Here is a 19,831-nt window from a genome sequence, read left to right as displayed (position 1 = left end):
TTATTTCTTGTCGCCGAACTTGTCTTCCGGGCGAATGATCTTCACAGGTGCAGCCTTGCCCTTCAGTGCAGCAGGTGCATGGTAGGCACGAATGCCGCTGAAGGCGCGGCGTGTCTCGCCCTCGCGGACCTCGAAGGAGCGCTCAAACTGCTGCTCACGCTGGCCGTCCTGGCGGGGGCCTTTGCCAAAGCCGGATTTACGTGCGGGACGATCGCCATCGCGGCGCGGCTTGTCAAAGCGTGGACGCTCGGACTGGCCAAAGCTGCCTTCTTCGCGGCGGGGACGGTCGCCGAACTTGCGCTCACCACGTGGTGCGCGGTCGTCACGTTCAAAGCGGGGGCGATCGCCTGCGCTGCGTTCCTTGTTGAAACGAGGGCGCTCAGACTGGCCAAAGCCGCCTTCTTCGCGGCGAGGACGGTCACCGAACTTGCGCTCACCGCGTGGTGCGCGATCGTCACGCTCAAAGCGGGGGCGGTCGCCTGCGCTGCGTTCCTTGTTGAAACGAGGGCGCTCAGACTGGCCAAAGCCGCCTTCTTCGCGACGAGGACGGTCACCGAACTTGCGATCACCGCGAGGTGCGCGGTCGTCACGTTCAAAACGTGGGCGGTCGCCATCGCGGCGTGGCTTGTCAAAGCGTGGGCGCTCGGACTGTCCAAAGCCACCTTCTTCGCGGCGGGGACGGTCGCCAAAGCTGCGTTCCTTGTTGAAATGCGGACGCTCACCGCCTTCACGGCGTGGGCCACGGTCTTCATTGAAGCGGGGACGCTCCGAGCGGCCAAAGCCGCCCTCGTCACGGTCACGGCGAGGACCGCTGCGGTCATTGCTGAAACGGGGGCGATCGCCGCCCGCACTGCGACGATCTTCTTGCTGGAAGCGTGGGCGCTCTGAGCGGCCGAAGCCTCCCTCGTTGCGGTCACGACGGGGACCACCGGTGCGGTCTGTGCGGGGGGCTCCCTCCGAAGAGGAGCCACGGAATGGTTTGCGGTCTGAGGAAGACATGTCGGCTTACTGAGTTAGACCTCCATTGTCTTGCCCATGCTGTAGCCCTGTGCGGCAGTGGCCTATGCCACAGAGGCAGCAGGGGCACGTTTGATGGAGGTGAACAGCCCTTCGCGCAGGGCCTGCAGATCCAGCACACGCAGGCCGCCGTACTCCACCTTCAGCGCACCATGGGCCTCCAGCGTAGCCAGTGCCTCATTCACGCGCTGGCGTGACAGCCCCACAAGATACGCCAGTTCCTGCTGGGTGATGCGCAGCACCGAGCCCACGGCCGGATACAGCACGGGGTTGAACAAGGCGGCCAGGCTGCGCGCCACACGCACATCGGGGTTGCTGATACGGTCAATCTCCCGCGCTGCAATGAACTGGGCCAGCCGCTCGTTGAGCTGGTTCATGATGAAGCGGTTAAAGGCCAGCGAGTTGTCCAGCAGCCACTGAAAGGTCTCCAGCGAAATACCCGCCAGCACGCTCTTGCGCAGCGCCTGGATGTTGTAGCGATACGGCTCGCGCTTGAGGCAGGTGCCCTCCCCAAACCAGCCACCGGGCGGCACGCCAGCAAACGTCATGGTCAGGCCGTCGCTGTTGTCGGCACTCATCTTGAGCAGGCCATCAATCAGGCCCCACCAGTACTTCACGCTTTTGCCCGCGTGACAGACGTACTCGCCCGCGCAGGCTTCCGTGACCTGCAGGGCCGCAATCGCACGTTCCCGCTCCGCCGGCAGCAGCGAATGCAGCCAGGGGATGGCTGCAATCTCTTCAGCGGTGGCCAGACGACGACGTTGATACAGGGAAGTGCTGGAACTCATAACCCCAAGCATGCGCACAAGCCCGCCCCTGAGCAATGGGGTTTGCGACAACGCAGCACACGCCGTCATGCATGGCGCTCTGACTGAAATCAAATCGCAGCAAAAAACGACATCTTGCTGCGATTTCCACGGAAAAACCCGATCAGGTCTTTCCCGAGAAAGTCGTTGCAAAGACAAGAAAGCGTCAAACCGCCACCTACCATGAACTTCAATCTGTGGGTTGTGCCGTGTGTGCGGCAGGCCTGTGACCCGTGCTTGCATGAAACTTTGAGGATCTGTGATGGCGACAACATTCCCGCACCTGTTGCTGCAGCATGCTGCCCAAAGGCCCGATGCTGTAGCCCTGCGCGAAAAGGAGTACGGCATTTGGCAGACATGGACATGGGCTGACGTCGCCCGTGACGTGCGCCACATGGCCTGCGGTCTGGCTGCACTGGGACTGGCCAAGGGGCAGAACCTGGCCTTCATCAGCGACAACCGTCCCCACGTCTACATGGGCTTTCTGGCCGTGCAGAGCATTGGCGCCGTCCCGATCCCGCTGTATCAGGATGCCGTGGCCCAGGAGATGTGCTTCGTCATCCAGGACGCAGAGATTGCCTTTGCCTTTGCCGAAAACCAGGAGCAGGTCGACAAGCTGCTGGAAGTGCGTGAAATCGTGCCCGGCATTCAGCACATCATCTACGACGACCCACGCGGGCTGCGCAAATACGCCGAGCCCGGCCTGATCAGCACCGAGCAGCTCAAGCAGATGGGCGCGATTTGGGACAAGGAGCACCCTGGCGTCTGGGACTCCATGGCGCAGTCCGTGCGCCCTGATGATGTCTCCATCATCCTCTACACCTCGGGCACCACCGGCAAGCCCAAGGGCGTGTGCCAGACCCATGCCAGCTTCATCGGATCCGCACAGGGCGGCGTGCAAGTCGATGGCCTCACCTCTGCGGACAATGTCATCTCCTACCTGCCGCCCGCCTGGGTGGGGGACCACCTGTTCTCTCTGGCGCAATGGATGGTGGCGGGCTTTACCATCAACTGCCCCGAGTCGGCCAACACCGTCAGCATCGACCTGCGCGAAATCGGCCCGACCTACTACTTTGCGCCCCCGCGTGTGTTTGAAGGCATGCTGACCTCCGTGTCCATCCGCATGGAAGATGCCGCAAAGCCCAAGCAGTGGCTCTACAACCGCTGCATGGAGCTGGCCAAGCGCGTCGGCGCGGACATTCTGGATGGCAAGCCCGTAGGAGCCTGGGACCGCTTCAAATACCGCCTGGGCGACCTGCTGATCTACGGGCCGCTGCGCAATGTCATGGGCCTGTCGCGCATCCGCGTGGCCTATACGGCTGGTGCTGCGATCGGTCCGGACCTGTTCAAGTTCTTCCGCTCCATCGGCATCAACCTCAAACAGCTCTATGGCCAGACCGAAACCTGCGCCTACGTCTGCATTCAGCAAAACGGCCAGGTCAAGCTCAACACCGTCGGCCAGGCCGCACCGGGTATTGAACTGAAGATTGCCGACAACGGCGAGGTGCTGGTCAAGGGTGTGTCCGTGCTCAAGGAGTACTACAAGCGCCCGGACGCCACGGCCGAAGTCATCGACGAGCAGGGCTACTTCCACACGGGCGATGCTGGCGTGATCGACGAAGACGGCCACCTGCGCATCATCGACCGCGCCAAGGACGTGGGCAAGATGAACACCGGCGCCATGTTTGCGCCTAACTACATCGAGAACAAGCTCAAGTTCTTCCCCCAGATCAAGGAAGCCGTGTGCTTTGGCCACCAGCGTGACCAGGTCTGCGCCTTTATCAACATCGACTACGAAGCCGTGGGCAACTGGGCCGAGCGCCAGGGCATTCCTTACGGCGGCTATGTGGACCTGGCATCCAAGCCTCAGGTGCTGGAGCTCATCAGCAACTGCATTGCACAGGTCAATGCCGACCTGGCCACGGAAGCAGGCATGGCCGACACCCAGGTCGCGCGCTTCCTCGTGCTGCACAAGGAGCTGGACCCCGATGACGACGAGCTGACCCGCACCCGCAAGGTACGCCGCAACTTCATTGCCGAAAAGTACGCCGTGCTGATTGATGCGCTGTACACCGGCAAGACCGAGCAGTTCATCGAGACCCAGGTGAAGTTTGAGGACGGGCGCACCGGCAGCGTCAGCGCCACGCTCCAGATCCTGGAGGCCAAGACCTACCCGGCCTCTCGCGCCGCAGCCTGAACCTAGCCAAGAGATCCGCAGCCATGACAGACAAGAACATTGGCGATGTCATTTTGGACATCCAGAACATCAGCCTGCGCTTTGGTGGCGTGAAGGCACTCACGGACATTTCCTTCAATGTCCGCGAGCACGAGATCCGCTCCATCATCGGCCCCAACGGCGCAGGCAAAAGCTCCATGCTCAACTGCATCAACGGGGTCTATACGCCCAGCGAAGGCAAGATCACCTTCCGCGGCCAGACCTTCTCCAACATGAACAGCCGCCAGGTCGCGGAAATGGGCATTGCACGCACCTTTCAAAACCTGGCGCTGTTCAAGGGCATGAGCGTGATTGACAACATCATGTCCGGGCGCAACCTCAAGATCAAAAGCAATCTGCTGATGCAGGCGCTGCGCATTGGCCCGGCGCTCAAGGAAGAAATTGCCCACCGCGAGTTTGTGGAGCACATCATCGACTTCCTCGAAATTCAGGCCTATCGCAAGACGCCCGTAGGCCAGCTGCCCTATGGCCTGCAAAAGCGCGTGGACCTGGGCCGCGCACTGGCCATGGAGCCCAAGGTGCTGCTGCTCGATGAACCCATGGCCGGCATGAACGTGGAAGAAAAGCAGGACATGTGCCGCTTCATCCTCGACGTCAATGACGAGTTCGGCACCACCATCGTCCTGATCGAGCACGACATGGGCGTGGTGATGGACATCTCCGACCGTGTCGTGGTGCTTGACTACGGCAAGAAGATCGGTGACGGCGCCCCCGACGAAGTCCGCAACAACGAAGACGTGATCCGAGCCTATCTGGGCTCCAGCCACTGACACCATCGCGATCACGGGAGACACGCAATGGCATTCTTTCTCGAAACCATGATTGGCGGCCTGATGACCGGCATGCTCTATGCGCTGGTAGCGCTGGGCTTTGTGCTGATCTTCAAGGCCTCTGGCGTTTTCAACTTTGCGCAGGGCGCCATGGTGCTGTTTGCAGCCCTGGCCATGGCGCGCTTTGCGGAATGGATTCCGCAGTGGCTGGGTGTGGAGTCCGCCTGGTGGACGCTGGCCGCTGCTGCAGCCATATCGCTGGGTGCCATGATTGTGATTGCCTGGCTGATTGAACGCCTGGCCCTGCGCCGCCTGGTCAACCAGGAGCCCATCACCTTGCTGATGGCCACGCTGGGCATTGCCTACTTCCTAGACGGTCTGGGCCCACTGTTCTTTGGCAGCGGCGTCTACGGCATTGATGTGGGCATGCCCAAGGATCCCGTCTTTGTGCTCGACCATGTGTTCGAGGGCGGCATTCTGGTCAGCAAGGAAGATCTGTATGCCGCACTGATTGCCGCAGCGCTGGTGATCTGTCTGTCCATCTTCTTCCAGAAAACACGCACAGGCCGCGCCCTGCGCGCTGTGGCGGATGACCACCAGGCAGCACAGTCTGTCGGCATTCCACTGTCGCGCATCTGGGTCATCGTGTGGTCTGTCGCAGGCGGCGTAGCCCTCGTCACCGGCATCATCTGGGGCTCCAAGTCCGGCGTGCAGTTCTCGCTGTCGCTGGTGGCGCTCAAGGCCCTGCCTGTGGTGATTCTGGGAGGCCTGACCTCGGTGCCCGGCGCCATCATCGGCGGCCTCATCATCGGACTGGGAGAAAAACTGTCCGAAATCTACCTCGGCCCCTATCTGGGAGGCGGCATTGAAAACTGGTTCGCCTACGTGCTGGCGCTGGGCTTTCTGCTCATCCGTCCCCAGGGACTGTTTGGCGACAAGATCATTGACCGCGTTTGACAGGAGAGGTCTGCAATGCTTTATCGTGAAAATGGACAGTTCAAAAGCAGCTATCGCGAAGACCAGCAGCTGTTTCCCATCCGGCAGGATCGCATCGGCATTCTTCTGATCATTGCGGCCGCCTTTGTGCTGGTCCCCATGCTGGCCTCTGACTATGTGTACCAGGCGATTCTGATCCCCTTTGTGATCCTGTCGCTGGCCGCCATTGGGCTGAACGTGCTGGTGGGCTACTGCGGCCAGATCTCGCTGGGCACGGGTGCCTTCATGGCCGTGGGCGCCTATGCCGCCTACAACCTGCAGGCCCGCATTGACGACTTTCCGCTCATTCTCTCCCTCATCCTGGGCGGTGTCGTCGCCATGTTCTTTGGTGTGCTGTTCGGCATTCCCAGCCTGCGCATTCGCGGCCTGTATCTGGCGGTGGCCACTCTGGCCGCCCAGTTCTTCATGGACTGGCTGGCCAGCCGCGCTGCATGGGTGACCAACCACTCCTCTTCAGGCTCGGTCAGTGCAGGCAAGCTCAGCATCCTGGGCTGGCACATCAACACCCCCATGGACAAATACCTGCTGTGCCTGATCTTCCTGTGCGTGCTGGGCCTGCTGGCCAAGAACCTGGTGCGAGGTGCCATCGGCCGTGAGTGGATGGCCATGCGCGACATGGACGTAGCCGCTGCCGTGATCGGCATCCGCCCCATCTACGCCAAGCTCAGCGCCTTTGCCGTCAGCTCCTTCATCGTCGGTGTCGCCGGTGCACTGTGGGGCTTTGTGCACCTGGGCTCCTGGGAGCCTGCCGCATTCAGTCTGGACATGTCCTTCAAGCTGCTGTTCATGATCATCATCGGCGGCCTGGGCTCCATCGCTGGCGGCATCTTTGGCGCAGGCTTCTTCGTGCTGCTGCCCCTGGCACTGACACACATCCCGCACTGGCTGGGACTGCCCCTGTCCACAGCTGCCGCCACCTATCTGGAGCACATGATTTTTGGCGGCCTCATCGTGTTCTTCCTGATTGTGGAGCCACACGGTCTGGCACGCCTGTGGGGCACCGCGCGCCAGAAGCTGCGTATCTGGCCGTTCCCGCATTGAGCAAGATCCCCCGCAAGGGGCTAACCCTCCACCCGAAGAGGTGGCTTTTCATGACTGCAAAAAACCGGAAAACAAAGGAGACAAGCATGCAATGGAAACACCGCGTCGTGGCCGCTGCAGCGGCGATCTTAGGTGCCCAGGGCCTGATGGCCACCAGCGCCATGGCCCAGGAGCAGTACATGCCCGTCATGGTCTACCGCACAGGGCAGTTTGCTCCTTTGGGAGTGCCATGGGCAGATGGCAAGCTGGACTACTTCAAGCTGGTCAATGCCAAGGGCGGCATCAATGGCGTCAAGCTCAAGTACGAAGAGTGCGAAACCGCGTATGACACCGCACGTGGCGTGGAATGCTACGAGCGCATGAAGGCGGCCAACGGCGGCGCTCCTGGCTTTGACACCCAGTCCACCGGCATCACCTTTGCCGTCACAGACCGTGCGCCTAACGACAAGATGCCAGTCATCACCCCCGGCTATGGTTTGTCGCAAGCGGTAGATGGCTCGGTGTTCGAGTGGAACTTCCCACTGCTGGGCACCTACTGGACCGCAGCGGATGCCATCATCCAGGACATCCTGAAAAAGGAAAAAGGCTCACTCAAAGGCAAGAAGATTGCCTTGGTCTACCACGACTCCCCCTACGGCAAGGAGCCCATTCCACTGCTGCAAAAGCGTGCGGCCAAGGAAGGCTTTGAGCTGATGCTGCTGCCTGTGACCGCCCCTGGCGTGGAGCAGAAGTCCACCTGGCTGCAGGTACGCCAGCAGCGCCCCGACTATGTGCTGCTGTGGAGTGCTGGCGTGATGACGCCTACCGCCGTGCGTGAAGCCCAGTCCACCGGCTACCCACGCGACAAGATCTATGCCGTGTGGTGGGGTGGTTCTGACCATGATGTGAAGGAGATCGGTCAAGGCGCCAAGGGCTACAACACCGTGACCATCCATAACACGGCTGCACGCGGTGCCGTGCATGACGAGATCAAGAAAGAGATCTACGACAAGGGCCAGGGCAGCTCCGCCAATGCAGGCATTCTGGGGCAGCTGGCACACACCCGCGGCATGGTGATTGCGATGCTGCAGACGGAGGCCATTCGCACGGCCCAGGAAAAATTTGGCAAGGGCAAGCCTGTAACACCTGAGCAGGTACGTTGGGGCCTGGAAAACCTGAACCTGACCGAGGAGCGTCTGGCCGAGCTGGGCTTCAAGGACATCGTACGCCCCATCCAGACCAGCTGCGACAACCACCTGGGCGAAGACTGGCAGCGTATTGCCCAGTGGGATGGCAGCAAGTTCAACGTCGTCTCTGACTGGTACCAGGCCGACCAGGCCATCGTGGGCGAACTGGTCAAGGAGTACGCGGACAAGTACGCAACCGAAAAAAAGGTTGCCCGACGTGATTGCAGCAAGGTGCAGTGATCGCGCATGGAGGCTGCCCCATGCGTGATGGCGCAGCCTCCACAGCAGCGGTCTGGCCACTGTGTTGGATCCCAGACCGGGGCAGTCCCCTGCCCCGGCATAACTATCGAGGCAGTCATGAGTGCACTTCCAACTTCTGCGCACCCGCAACCCATTCTGTTTGTCAACGGTATTGAGGTTATCTACAACCACGTGATTCTGGTGCTCAAGGGCGTTTCCTTGCAGGTGCCAGAAAAAGGCATTGTGGCCCTGCTGGGTGGCAACGGCGCAGGGAAGACCACCACCTTGCGCGCGATCTCCAACCTGCTCAAGGGGGAGCGCGGTGAGGTCACCAAGGGCAGCATTGAGCTGCGCGGTGAAGCCATTCACAACCTTTCTCCCGCAGACCTGGTCAAACGCGGCGTGGTGCAGGTTATGGAGGGACGCCACTGCTTTGCCCACCTGACCATTGAAGAAAACCTGCTGACTGGCAGCTACACCCGCACGAACAAGGGCGAAATCGCCGCCAACCTGGACAAGGTCTACACCTATTTCCCACGCCTGAAGACCCGCCGCAGCTCGCAGGCGGCCTATACATCGGGTGGTGAACAGCAAATGTGCGCGATTGGCCGCGCCATCATGAGCAACCCCAGCGTCGTGCTGCTGGATGAGCCTTCCATGGGTCTGGCACCTCAGATCGTGGAAGAGGTGTTCAACATCGTCAAAGACCTGAACACCAAGGAAGGCACGACCTTTATGCTCGCTGAGCAGAACACCAACATGGCGCTCAAATACGCCGACTACGGCTACATCATGGAAAGTGGCCGCATCGTGATGGATGGAACGGCCAAAGACCTCTCCAGCAACGAAGACGTCAAGGAGTTCTATCTGGGCGTTGGCGGCAGCGAACGCAAGAGCTTCCGCGACGTCAAGAGCTACAAACGCCGCAAGCGCTGGCTGGCCTGAGCGCTTTGGCCCCCCGGAACCTGGAAGGACCCAATGTCTGAGTATTACGACGATCTGGAACTGCGCAGCCCCGAAGCACGTGAAGCGGCACTCATGGCTGCGCTGCCTGCACAAATTGCCCATGCCCAGCACAGCTCCAGCGCTTTTGCACAGATTCTGCAGGGCGTGGATGCATCCAGCATCCGCAGCCGTGAAGCACTGGCGCAATTGCCTGTCACACGCAAGTACGAGCTGCTGGAGCGCCAGAAAGCACAGCGCGCATCCAGCCCCTTTGGCGGCTTTAACGCCTGCAGCTTTGGCCCCCGGATGCCTCGCGTCTTTGCCAGCCCCGGCCCTATTTACGAGCCAGAAGGTACGCAGCGTGACTACTGGCGCATGGCGCGTGCCATCTATGCTGCGGGCTTTCGCGCCGGTGAGCTGGTTCACAACAGTTTCAGCTACCACTTTGTGCCTGCTGGCTCCATGATGGAAACCGGCGCACACGCCATTGGCTGCACCGTCTTCCCGGGCGGCACTGGCCAGACAGAACAGCAGGTGCAGGCCATTGCCGAGCTTCAGCCCGCAGGCTATATCGGCACGCCCAGCTTTCTGAAACTGATTCTGGAAAAAGCCCAGTCGCTGGGCACACCCCTGCCCAGCCTGCGCAAGGCACTGGTCAGTGGCGAGGCCTGCCCCCCTTCGCTGCGCGAGTGGCTGCAGCAGCAGGGTGTAGAGACCTACCAGTGCTATGCCACGGCGGATCTGGGACTGATTGCCTACGAAACCCGGGCACGCGAAGGTCTGGTGCTGGATGAAAACGTGATTGTGGAAATCGTGCGCCCGGGCACCGGCGAGCCTGTCGCGGCAGGCGAAGTTGGAGAGCTGGTCATCACCACCCTCAACCCCGTGTACCCGCTGATTCGCTTCGGCACGGGGGACCTGTCCGCCGTCCTGCCTGGCAGCTGCCCGACAGGCCGCACCAACACCCGCATCAAAGGCTGGATGGGGCGTGCCGACCAGACCACCAAGGTGCGCGGCATGTTTGTGCAGCCCGGCCAAGTGGCCGAAGTCATCAAGCGCTTCCCGCAAGTGCTCAAAGCGCGGCTTGTGGTCACGGGAGCCATGGCCAGCGACCACATGAGCTTGCAGGTCGAAACCCTAGAAACCGCTGAAGGCCTGGCGCTGCGCATTGCCGACGCTGTGCGCGATGTGACCAAGCTGCGCGCGGAGGTCGAACTGGTGCTGCCCGGCAGCTTGCCCAACGACGGAAAAGTGATTGACGATCAGCGCAGCTACCAATAACAATTTTTACAATGCGACAAGGCGCTTTCACCATGCAAAAGGAACATGTCTTCCTGTGCGGGTGCAAGCGCTTTTCGCGCTACAGAGCCTCTGCAAGCACCTGCAGCACTTAAGCCAAGAAGCCCGCAAACAAACCCTCTCACAGCAATAATTAGCAACAGATAAAAACAATAAACATCAAGCATGCCATCCATATTTTTTGCGCTGGAGCAAGCCTGAAGCCTTCATAGAATTTTTTGCCAGTTGCATGCGGGTTTCTTCTAATCCCCCAGGACACCCCCATGCCTAGCATCACGAGTTCCTATAAATACTCAGGAGATCCAGCATGAAAAAAACGTTTGCAATCACAGCCATCGCACTTGCCGCCTCTGCCACCGCAACAGGCAGCTTTGCCCAGAACTACCCCGCCCCCAACAAGAACATCACCTTTGTCGTGCCCTTTGCCGCAGGCGGCCCTACAGACCGTGTCGCACGCGACCTGGCTGAAGCCATGCGCAAGCCACTCAATGCCACCATCGTGATTGAAAACCTGGGTGGTGCAGGCAGCTCCATCGGTACCGCCAAGGTCGCCAATGCCAACCCTGACGGCTACACCCTGCTGGTGAACCACATTGGCATGTCCACCATGCCTACGCTCTACCGCAAGCTGTCGTTCGACGTGCTCAAGGACTTTGAATTCCTGGGCATCGTCAACGATGTGCCCATGACCGTCATTGGCCGCCCCAACCTGCCAGCGAACAACTTTGCCGAACTGCGTGAGCTGATCAACAAGGACAAGGAAAACATCAACCTGGGTCACTCGGGTCTGGGCTCGGCCGGCCACCTGTGCGGTCTGATGTTCCAGAGCGCACTGAATGTGCCCATGACGCCCGTGCCCTACAAGGGCGCAGCCCCGGCAATTACCGACCTGATGGGCGGCACCATCGACCTGATGTGCGACCAGACCACCAACACCACGTCACAGATTGAGGCCAAGAAGGTCAAGGCCTATGGCGTGACCACACTGGAGCCTCTCAAGGTGCCCGCCCTGAAGGATCTGCCCACGCTGGATTCGCAAGGTCTGAAGGACTTCAACGTCACCATCTGGCACGGCCTGTACGCACCCAAGGGCACACCACCCGAGGTGCTCAAGACCATCAATGAGGCCTTGAAAGTTGCCGTCAAGGACCCTGACTTCATCAAGAAGCAGGAAGGCCTGGGCGCTATCGTAGTGAACGACCAGCGCGTCGAGCCTGAGGAACACAAGAAGTTCGTTGCCAAGGAAATCGCCACCTGGGGTGAAGTCATCAAGGCCAACGGCCAGTTTGCAGACTGATCACGGCTCTGCTCCCTCATAAAAAAAACCGCTCCAGCCATCAGGCGGAGCGGTTTTTTTGTCTGGTGCAGGCCCTATAGCTATCGGCTTGCAGCCACAGACCAGGTCACATCCTTGCCCTCAGCAGCGCTGCGGCGCAGCATGTCTGCCAGCGGTGCCACGCGCTGACGCAGGCTGATGGCCCCCAGCTGTGCAGACATCGCCGCTGCCTGGGCGCGATCGTTGCTGTCTTCGCTTTGCTGCATGGTCTGCAGCTGCTTGCGGCGTGCGTCATCCTCCTGCACGGCCTGCTCCAGCGTGCGCAGCGCTTCAGGGATTTGCTCTACCGTCACGATGCCGGGCTCACCAGGCGTTTTACCCAGCAGCTCCAGAATGTACTTGCCGGTCGCGGCCAGCATGATCAGGTCTGCCGTTGCACGAGATTGAAAGGTATAGGCCATGGTCGTTATCCCTTGGTGTACATGTAGTCGCGGTGGAATGGGTACTGTGATTGTGCCCCCCTCAGACTTCCGGTGCTCATTATCCCATCAGGATGCGTGGCCAACATCTGATGCAGCGCAGTCCAGCCATGTTCAAACCCCATGGCGCAGCCAGCCAGATACAGCCGGTAGGCCTTGAGGGAACGCTCGGCCTGTTCACGGTGGAGCGTCTCGCACAGCACCTGCAGCGCCGTATCCAGCTGCGCCTCCAGTGCATCCGACCAGGCCCAGAGCGTGCGTGCGTAGTGAGGGCGCAGGTTCTCGGTATCGACCATCTCCAGCCCGGCATCGGCCATGTCGTTGAGCACTGCGCTCACATGCATGAGCTCTCCGCCCGGAAAGATGTAGCGGCCGATAAAATCCCCCATGCCTGCCCCCACCTGGCGATTGCGCGTGCCCCCAGCGGTAATGCCGTGAATCAGCGCCAGACCGCCGGGCTGCAGCAGGCGGCGCACGGCCTCGAAATACGCAGGCAGGTTCACACGCCCCACATGTTCGAACATGCCCACGGACACCAGCTTGTCAAACGGCGCATCCTTGAGCTCCCGGTAGTCACACAGCGCCACCTCAACCTGCTGCTGCAAGCCCTCACGGGCAATCAGCTCACGCACATACTGGTGCTGGTTGCGCGACAGCGTAATGCCCTTGGCCTTGACGCCATAGTGCTTCGCCGCCCAGACGATCAGGCCACCCCAGCCACAGCCAATGTCCAGCAGCCGTTCACCGGCTTGCAGGCGCAGCTTGCGGCAGATGTGGTCCAGCTTGGCTTCCTGGGCCTGTGCCAGCGTCATGTCTGGCTCTCGGTAATAGGCACAGGAGTAAACGCGCAGCGGGTCCAGCCAGAGCGCGTAGAACGCATCAGACAGGTCATAGTGGTACTGCACCTGCATGGCGTCACGCTCAAGCGTGTGCAGGGCCATGGAACGCATGCGCTCCACCAGCCGGGTGCTCCAGCGCGGAGCCGTGCTTCCTACGGGGTCACTGTGTAGCAGTGCACTGGCTGCAGCCATGATGTCGCGCATGCTGCCCTGCAGATCGACCCAGCCCTCCACCACGGCGGAAGCCAGCGTGCCGATCTGCCCCTGGCTCAAGGCCAGCAGCGCGGCCTGGGAGCGCAGGCTGAGCCGAACATCCCCTTGTTCGGGGCCCAGGTGCTGACCGTTTGGCAACTCCACCGTTACACGGACAGGCAGCCCCGCCAAACGCTTTTCCAGTGAGGTGAGCATGTTGTTCATGCCCCCATTGTTGAAACCGGCGCTGGCTGACGTCAATACGCTTGAACACCCAATATTGAAAGATTTTTTCGCTTCTTGTGGGGCAGCGCTTAGACCTTGCCTACCAGACGCTCATAGGCCGTGCGGGTGCTGGGCGAAACAGACTGGAGCACCTGCTCATAAGACGTTTTCTGGCGAGCCATCAGGCGCATGGAAGCAATGGTGCGCGACTTGCAGAACCAGTGGCAGGTGTGCTGCAGCAGCAACAGCTCGGCTGTCATGGTGTAGGCCATGCGCTTGCGTGTAGCCATGTCTACATCGTCCGGTGCGCAGGCTTCACGCACGGCATGGGCGTGCATGCGCAGCGCTTCACGCATGTCAAAGGTGTAGGCAGGCAGCAGGCGGTCAAAGTACGGCAGCGCCAGCGGCAAGGTGCTCACGCGTGTGTCTTCGGCGTTTTCCTTGCCGAAAGAGTCTGCCAGGCGCTGCAGCTGATCGGCCAGGGTCTTTTCGCTGTTGTCCAGAATGGCCCAGACCTGCTTCTGGCGCTCGGGATCTTTTTCATCGAGCGCACGCATATAGCCTTCAATCAGCCCACCCATGAGCTTTTCGATCTGGGTCGGAGCCAGATGCGAGCCCAGCAGACGCACGCGGCGGCGGTGCTCCACACCCTGCAGTACATAGACGGCAATGGAGCCCACAATAATCCAAGTCAAAAAATCCATAGCGCATGCCTGTGTGTCAAGAACCAGGCCCTAAGTGTATGCAGCCACCGGGCTGCTTTTATGATGCAGGCCCTTTTCTTCTGCTTTGAGGTGTGACCTGTGTCCCAAATCCTGATTGAACGCCAGCATGCGCTGGGCCTGCCCGTGGTGCGTCAACATGCCCAGACCTGGGCCAGCAAAGCCAGCGACAAATTTGGCGTGCAATGCCGCTATGAAGCGGGGGACCAGCAGGACGTGCTGCACTTTGAAGGCAATGGCATTGAAGGCCAGCTGCACGTGACCGAGACCCAGCTGCGCCTGCAGGCCCAGCTCGGCTTTCTGGCCGCCATGTTCCAGGACCAGATCGAAGCCAAGCTCAACGCCCAGTTTGACGAAATGCTGCAGGCAGCCTGAGCCTGTAGATTCATAATAAAAAAAGCCTCTAGCACCCATCCATCAAGCGCTAGCAGCTATATTTTTTAAATAACCACGTCAGGTTTTCACACAGGCTTGCAAGAAAAATCACAGCGTTTGGGCAGGGCTTGCTCTACAGTCAGCGCTCATGACGACTGCCAGCCTTTCCGAACGCGCCGCCCGCCAGGCCGAGGTGGTGCAAGCCCTGTCCCGGCACGTGCCAGCACACGCCCTGCTGTGGCATGCCGAAGACACCACACCCTACGAGTGCGATGGCCTCACGGCCTACCGCCAGCGCCCGCTGGTGGTCTGTCTGCCCGAAAACTATGAGCAGGTGCAGGCCGTGCTCAAAGCCTGCCATGCACTGCAGGTGCCCGTGGTCGCGCGCGGTGCGGGCACGGGCCTGTCTGGCGGGGCCATGCCACACGCCATGGGCGTGACGCTATCGCTGGCCAAGTTCAACCAGATCCTCAAAGTCGATCCGTACAGCCGCACGGCCGTGGTGCAGTGCGGTGTGCGCAATCTGGCCATCAGCGAGGCCGCAGCGCCCTACGGCCTGTACTACGCACCGGACCCCAGCAGCCAGATTGCCTGCACCATTGGCGGCAACGTGGCTGAAAACTCCGGCGGCGTGCACTGCCTCAAATATGGGCTGACGGTGCACAACGTGCTCAAGGTCAAAGGCTTCACCATCGAAGGTGAGCCTGTGGAATTTGGCGCTGACGCGCTGGACGTGCCCGGCTACGACCTGCTGGCGGCGCTGATCGGCAGCGAAGGCATGCTGGCCGTGACGACGGAAGTCACCGTCAAACTCATCCCCAAGCCCCAGCTGGCGCGCTGCATCATGGCCAGCTTTGACGATGTGCGCAAAGCAGGCGACGCCGTGGCCGCCGTGATTGCCGCAGGCATCATCCCCGCCGGGCTGGAGATGATGGACAAGCCCATGACCGCTGCCGTGGAAGACTTTGTCAAAGCAGGCTACGACCTCACGGCCGAGGCCATTTTGCTGTGCGAATCTGACGGCACGCCCGAAGAAGTGGAAGAAGAAATTGGCCGCATGAGCGAGGTGCTGCGCGCCGCAGGGGCCACCGCCATTGCCGTGAGCAACAGCGAAGAAGAGCGCATGCGCTTCTGGAGTGGCCGCAAGAACGCCTTCCCAGCCTCCGGCCGCATCAGCCCGGACTATATGTGCATGGACTCCACCATCCCGCGCAAGCGCCTGGCCGACATCCTGCTCGCCATTCAGGACATGGAAAAAAAATACGGCCTGCGCTGCGCCAACGTCTTCCACGCAGGTGACGGCAATCTGCACCCCTTGATTCTGTTTGATGCCAACGACCCCGACGAACTGCACCGCTGCGAACTGTTCGGCGCCGACATTCTGGAAACCAGCGTGGCCATGGGTGGCACAGTGACGGGCGAACACGGCGTGGGCGTAGAAAAGCTCAACTCCATGTGCACGCAGTTCACCACGGAAGAAAACAACCAGATGTTTGCCCTCAAGGCCGCATTTGACCCGCTGGGTCTGCTGAATCCCGGCAAGGTCATTCCCACCCATAACCGCTGCGCCGAGTACGGCAAGATGCTGGTGCGTGGGGGGCAGATCAGCCATCCGGATTTGCCACGTTTCTAAACCGCTCTACAAAAATCAAAGCGGCTAGCGCTGGATAGACAAGGGTTTCAGATAGAAAACTATCTGAAATCCAATATCTACAAGCGCTAACCGCTACTTTTTTGTTGATGCTCAGCTGCCGTGGCGCGTTTGATGACAGAAGCCACCAACCAAGAAGCACAAAACAAAAAAGGCACTCACCTATCCATAGCTGAGTGCCCTCATCCAACCTGCCTAAACAGCAGATTCAACGCATAAAAGAAATATTAAGCCAATGCCTCAGCGGCAGGCGCCGGAAACCCATTGCGCCCCGGAAACTCCGGTGCCAGCTCACGGGCATTGGGCATCTTGAGCCACAGGCGCAGCAGCTTGCGGCGCAGGGCGGGGTCATCATGGTCTTCAAAGCCATTGCGTGAGTGCAGCACGGCGTAGTTGTTGGCGAACTGCATGTCGCCGGGCTCAAGCATCATGTCCAGACGCAGCTCGGGCAGATGAATGACCTCGTCAAACAGGTCCAGCGCCTCCACTTCCACCGGCGACAAAGGCAGGCCAGCCTGCTCATGGCCCAGCTCGAAATACTGGCGCAGATAGCGGCAGGTCAGCTTGCCCTGGTGGTAGCTGAAGATGGGCGTCAGGCCCGGTGCATCGCCCTCCACGCACAGGTGGGCGCAGTACCACTGGCGGTAGTACAGGCCCAGCAGCTCGGGGCGGCGGCGCAGGATTTCGTTGTAGATCGCGCCCACGCTGACCAGGCTGGACAGGCCGCCTTCACGGGCCTTGCGCACGCACAGCAGGCCCACTACGTCGGAGGGGTCGGTGTGGTAGGGCAGATAGTTATTGGTTTCGTAGACGCGCGTGGTTTTCTTGGTCTTGTCGCCCACGTTCATCACCAGGCCCAGCAGATCACCACGGGGGTTCTGGCGCACGGGCTCGCCCAGGTGCAGACCAATACCGTAGTAGATGGCGTTGATCTCTTCGTCGCTGTAGCGCTCAATGGGCAGGCCGCGCAGCAGCACAAAGCCCACGCCGTTTTCCAGCGCATCCGCATGCTGTTTCAGCTCGGCACGGAAGGCCTCGGGCAGCGGGAAGTCTGCCTGCGTAAAGTCGGGGAAGTGCAGGCCCTGCGACTTCAGGTGCGCCAGTGCGGCATCAATGGCGGCAATGGCTGCGGGAGAGAGGTGGTGAATCCAGGAGGTGTCGCCGGCCAGATCTTCGCCGCGCCATGCAGCGGGGCCGGTCAGAGGGGATTGAAGAATGGTGCTCACGATGCTGTCCGATAACCAGGGGGCTTCGCCCCAAAGCAGTCATCCTAGTGCAGTGCAGCATTCCGTGCCTTCTGCAATATTCCTGCATGCCATCGCGCGTTGAGCAACAGGCCTTCCTGCATTTCCTGCTTGATGAATCGCACCACAAGCAGATTTCCTGCGCATGCAGGATGCACACATATCCAGAAGCAAACACACCAACATTCCACCAGCAATCCCGGTGCATGCGCAGTAAAACTGTATGGCGCAGCAGCTAGCACAGGGTGACCACGGGTTCACAATAACCGACTTGCTGGCGTTAGCTCTTGCCACGCGCTTTAACGCTGCGTGCCCCATTTGCGCACGGTCAGGCGCTCCAGCGTGTGAAAACCCAGTGTCTCCACCAGCAGGCCAATGGCGATCACGGTCAGCAGCCCGGCGAAGACCTTGTCGGTATACAGCTCGTTGCGGTTCTGGAAGATGTACCAGCCCAGCCCGCCTTTGCCCGACGATGCGCCAAACACCAGCTCGGCCGCAATCAGCGTGCGCCAGGCAAAGGCCCATGCCACTTTCAGGCCCGAGAGAATGGACGGCAGCGCCGCAGGCACCAGTATCTGCAGCACATAGCGCACACCCTTGAGGCCATAGTTGCGCCCGGCCATGCGCAGCGTCTCTGGCACGGCCTGAAAGCCCGCATAGGTGTTGAGCGACAGCGGCCACAGCACGGAGTGCACCAGCACAAACAGCAGGCTGCCCTGCCCCAGCCCAAACCACAGCAGCGCCAGTGGCAGCAGGGCAATGGCAGGCAGGGGGTTGAACATGCTGGTCAGCGTGGTGAGCACATCACGGCCGAGCTGGGTCGAAACAGCCAGCGTGGTCAGCACCAGTGCGCCCACAATGCCCAGCACATAGCCCTGCACCAGCACCTGCAGTGAGATGGCGGCCTTGTCCAGCAGCTCGCCGCTGGCTACGCCTTCCCACAGCGCCTGCAGCGTCTGGGTAAAGGTGGGCAGCAGCAAGTCGTTGTCCTGCCAGGTGGCCAGCAGCTGCCACAGCGCGGCCAGCACCGCCAGAATGGCTACGCGCCGCACCACAGGCTGCGCCCACAGGCGCTGTGGCACAGACAAGGGCTGTGCTGCAGCCAGCGCACCGGGAGATTCCAGCTGGCGTTCGTACTCAGGCCGCACGGGTGGCTGCACGCTCGCAGCGTTGGAAGAAGTAAGACTGCTCATGGCAGGTGGTCCTTGTCGCATTTACAGATGTACGGGGGTAGCAGCCCACAGCGGGGAGTCCACCGTCTGTGACTCTGCCTGCGCAGGCGCGGGTGATGCAGGCTCATCAAACAGCAGGCGGTGAATGCGCTGGGCCGTGGACTGAAACTCGGCGCTGCCCTGGCTGCTCAGGTCAAACTGGTGGCTGTTGACCTCGGCCCGCACGCGACCCGGATGGGGCGAGAGGATGGCAATGCGGTTGCCCACCACCAGTGCTTCTTCGATCGAGTGGGTCACAAAGACCAGCGTAAAGCGCAGCTCTTCCCACAGAGCCAGCAGCTCCTCCTGCATGCGGCGGCGCGTGAGCGCATCCAGCGCGGCAAAAGGTTCGTCCATCAGCAGCACACGCGGCTGCATGGCCAGAGCGCGTGCAATCGCCACGCGCTGCTTCATGCCGCCGGAGAGCTGGTGCGGGTGCGCATCGGCAAACTTGCTCAGGCCCACCTTGGCGATGAAGGCATCGGCACGCTCGCCTGCTTCCGCGCGGCTCAGCCCACCGGCTGCCAGCAGCGGGAACATGACGTTCTCGCGCACCGTCTTCCACGGGGGCAGCTGGTCAAACTCCTGAAACACCACCACACGATCTGCCCCCGGGCCCTGCACGCGCTGGCCGTCCAGCAGAATCTGGCCCTCGCTCGGTGCAAAGAAACCACCCAGCGCCTTGAGCAGACTGCTCTTGCCGCAGCCCGATGCGCCCAGCAGCACAAAGCGGTCGCCCTCGTACACATCCAGACGCACGCGGTGCGTGGCCTGCACCTGCTGCTGGGCCGTGCGGTAGACCAGGCTCACGTCCTGAATCTGCAGCAAAGGCTGGGCCACAGCAGCTGGCACAGGCTGATGGCTGCCATGCACCACCGGCTGTGCAGATCGCACTGCAGCGGTGTCACGCGGTGCATCCTGTACCTGCGCCACGGCGGGGGCTTGCACGCTGGCGGCCACAGCGGCTACGTCTGACCAGTCACGGCGCTGCGGGCCTGCGGCCAGTGCTGCACCACCTTCCAGCTCCGCGGCCAGCTGCTGCCAGAAGCGCTGGCTGGCTTGCTTGAATCCTTGCACCCATGCTTGCATGGCCTTGCTCCT

Annotated in this window: 18 protein-coding genes; 10 read left to right on the top strand and 8 right to left on the bottom strand. The window is 61.1% G+C overall.

Features of this window, described 5'->3' with window-relative positions; translation table 11 throughout:
• Together B5M06_RS07310 and B5M06_RS07305 are read right to left on the bottom strand one after the other, a co-directional pair.
• On the bottom strand, positions 1–999 hold the full coding sequence (locus B5M06_RS07310) for a hypothetical protein (RefSeq protein ID WP_054067182.1): 999 nt from the start codon (positions 997–999) through the stop codon (positions 1–3).
• Between the two features lie 62 nt (positions 1,000–1,061).
• Positions 1,062–1,805, bottom strand: coding sequence for a Crp/Fnr family transcriptional regulator (locus tag B5M06_RS07305; RefSeq protein WP_205245379.1), 744 nt, complete (start codon positions 1,803–1,805; stop codon positions 1,062–1,064).
• A gap of 280 nt (positions 1,806–2,085) precedes the next feature.
• On the opposite strand from B5M06_RS07305, the gene B5M06_RS07300 reads away from it, so the two are divergent.
• From B5M06_RS07300 to B5M06_RS07265, 8 genes are all read left to right on the top strand, one after another.
• Positions 2,086–4,020 (top strand): AMP-dependent synthetase/ligase, encoded by a 1,935-nt coding sequence (locus B5M06_RS07300; RefSeq protein ID WP_054067180.1) that lies wholly within the window; start codon positions 2,086–2,088, stop codon positions 4,018–4,020.
• Positions 4,021–4,043: 23 nt separating this feature from the next.
• A complete protein-coding gene (locus B5M06_RS07295) occupies positions 4,044–4,829 on the top strand; it encodes an ABC transporter ATP-binding protein (protein WP_054067179.1) in 786 nt (261 codons plus the stop codon).
• A gap of 27 nt (positions 4,830–4,856) precedes the next feature.
• Positions 4,857–5,786 carry a branched-chain amino acid ABC transporter permease gene (locus B5M06_RS07290; protein ID WP_054067178.1) on the top strand — a complete coding sequence of 310 codons (930 nt, stop codon included), beginning with the start codon at positions 4,857–4,859 and terminating at the stop codon, positions 5,784–5,786.
• Positions 5,787–5,801: 15 nt separating this feature from the next.
• Positions 5,802–6,866 (top strand): branched-chain amino acid ABC transporter permease, encoded by a 1,065-nt coding sequence (locus B5M06_RS07285; RefSeq protein ID WP_054067177.1) that lies wholly within the window; start codon positions 5,802–5,804, stop codon positions 6,864–6,866.
• Between the two features lie 86 nt (positions 6,867–6,952).
• Complete coding sequence (locus tag B5M06_RS07280; protein ID WP_054067189.1) at positions 6,953–8,272, top strand: ABC transporter substrate-binding protein; 1,320 nt, start codon at positions 6,953–6,955, stop codon at positions 8,270–8,272.
• A 117-nt stretch (positions 8,273–8,389) separates the two neighbouring features.
• Entirely contained in the window at positions 8,390–9,217 is an 828-nt protein-coding gene (locus B5M06_RS07275) for an ABC transporter ATP-binding protein (RefSeq protein ID WP_054067176.1), read from the top strand.
• A 33-nt stretch (positions 9,218–9,250) separates the two neighbouring features.
• Positions 9,251–10,498: a phenylacetate--CoA ligase family protein gene (locus tag B5M06_RS07270; RefSeq protein WP_054067175.1), complete on the top strand. Its 1,248-nt coding sequence runs from the start codon at positions 9,251–9,253 to the stop codon at positions 10,496–10,498.
• A gap of 325 nt (positions 10,499–10,823) precedes the next feature.
• The gene (locus tag B5M06_RS07265) at positions 10,824–11,813 is read left to right on the top strand and encodes a tripartite tricarboxylate transporter substrate-binding protein (RefSeq protein WP_054067174.1); all 990 of its coding nucleotides are present in this window, start codon (positions 10,824–10,826) and stop codon (positions 11,811–11,813) included.
• Between the two features lie 80 nt (positions 11,814–11,893).
• On the opposite strand, the gene B5M06_RS07260 is transcribed toward B5M06_RS07265, so the two are convergent.
• The 3 genes from B5M06_RS07260 to B5M06_RS07250 all read right to left on the bottom strand — a co-directional run bounded on the left by B5M06_RS07260 (position 11,894) and on the right by B5M06_RS07250 (position 14,231).
• Entirely contained in the window at positions 11,894–12,253 is a 360-nt protein-coding gene (locus B5M06_RS07260; protein WP_054067173.1) for a DUF1840 domain-containing protein, read from the bottom strand.
• 5 nt (positions 12,254–12,258) lie between these two features.
• The gene (locus B5M06_RS07255) at positions 12,259–13,527 is read right to left on the bottom strand and encodes a class I SAM-dependent methyltransferase (RefSeq protein ID WP_054067188.1); all 1,269 of its coding nucleotides are present in this window, start codon (positions 13,525–13,527) and stop codon (positions 12,259–12,261) included.
• An 89-nt stretch (positions 13,528–13,616) separates the two neighbouring features.
• Positions 13,617–14,231 carry a hypothetical protein gene (locus B5M06_RS07250; RefSeq protein WP_054067172.1) on the bottom strand — a complete coding sequence of 205 codons (615 nt, stop codon included), beginning with the start codon at positions 14,229–14,231 and terminating at the stop codon, positions 13,617–13,619.
• Positions 14,232–14,330: 99 nt separating this feature from the next.
• On the opposite strand from B5M06_RS07250, the gene B5M06_RS07245 reads away from it, so the two are divergent.
• A complete protein-coding gene (locus B5M06_RS07245) occupies positions 14,331–14,624 on the top strand; it encodes a polyhydroxyalkanoic acid system family protein (RefSeq protein ID WP_058879977.1) in 294 nt (97 codons plus the stop codon).
• Positions 14,625–14,772: 148 nt separating this feature from the next.
• Positions 14,773–16,257: an FAD-linked oxidase C-terminal domain-containing protein gene (locus B5M06_RS07240; protein WP_054067171.1), complete on the top strand. Its 1,485-nt coding sequence runs from the start codon at positions 14,773–14,775 to the stop codon at positions 16,255–16,257.
• A 245-nt stretch (positions 16,258–16,502) separates the two neighbouring features.
• On the opposite strand, the gene B5M06_RS07235 is transcribed toward B5M06_RS07240, so the two are convergent.
• From B5M06_RS07235 to B5M06_RS07225, 3 genes are all read right to left on the bottom strand, one after another.
• Positions 16,503–17,501, bottom strand: coding sequence for a TauD/TfdA family dioxygenase (locus B5M06_RS07235; RefSeq protein ID WP_054067170.1), 999 nt, complete (start codon positions 17,499–17,501; stop codon positions 16,503–16,505).
• A 317-nt stretch (positions 17,502–17,818) separates the two neighbouring features.
• On the bottom strand, positions 17,819–18,712 hold the full coding sequence (locus B5M06_RS07230) for an ABC transporter permease (protein ID WP_077345463.1): 894 nt from the start codon (positions 18,710–18,712) through the stop codon (positions 17,819–17,821).
• 21 nt (positions 18,713–18,733) lie between these two features.
• Positions 18,734–19,819 carry an ABC transporter ATP-binding protein gene (locus B5M06_RS07225; protein WP_080025349.1) on the bottom strand — a complete coding sequence of 362 codons (1,086 nt, stop codon included), beginning with the start codon at positions 19,817–19,819 and terminating at the stop codon, positions 18,734–18,736.
• Positions 19,820–19,831: the final 12 nt, after the last annotated feature.

This window comes from Comamonas kerstersii (assembly GCF_002056725.1).
GTDB lineage: Bacteria > Pseudomonadota > Gammaproteobacteria > Burkholderiales > Burkholderiaceae_C > Comamonas > Comamonas kerstersii.
The sequence above is the reverse complement of the archived record's forward strand: the minus strand, read 5'-3'. Positions and strand labels throughout refer to the sequence as shown.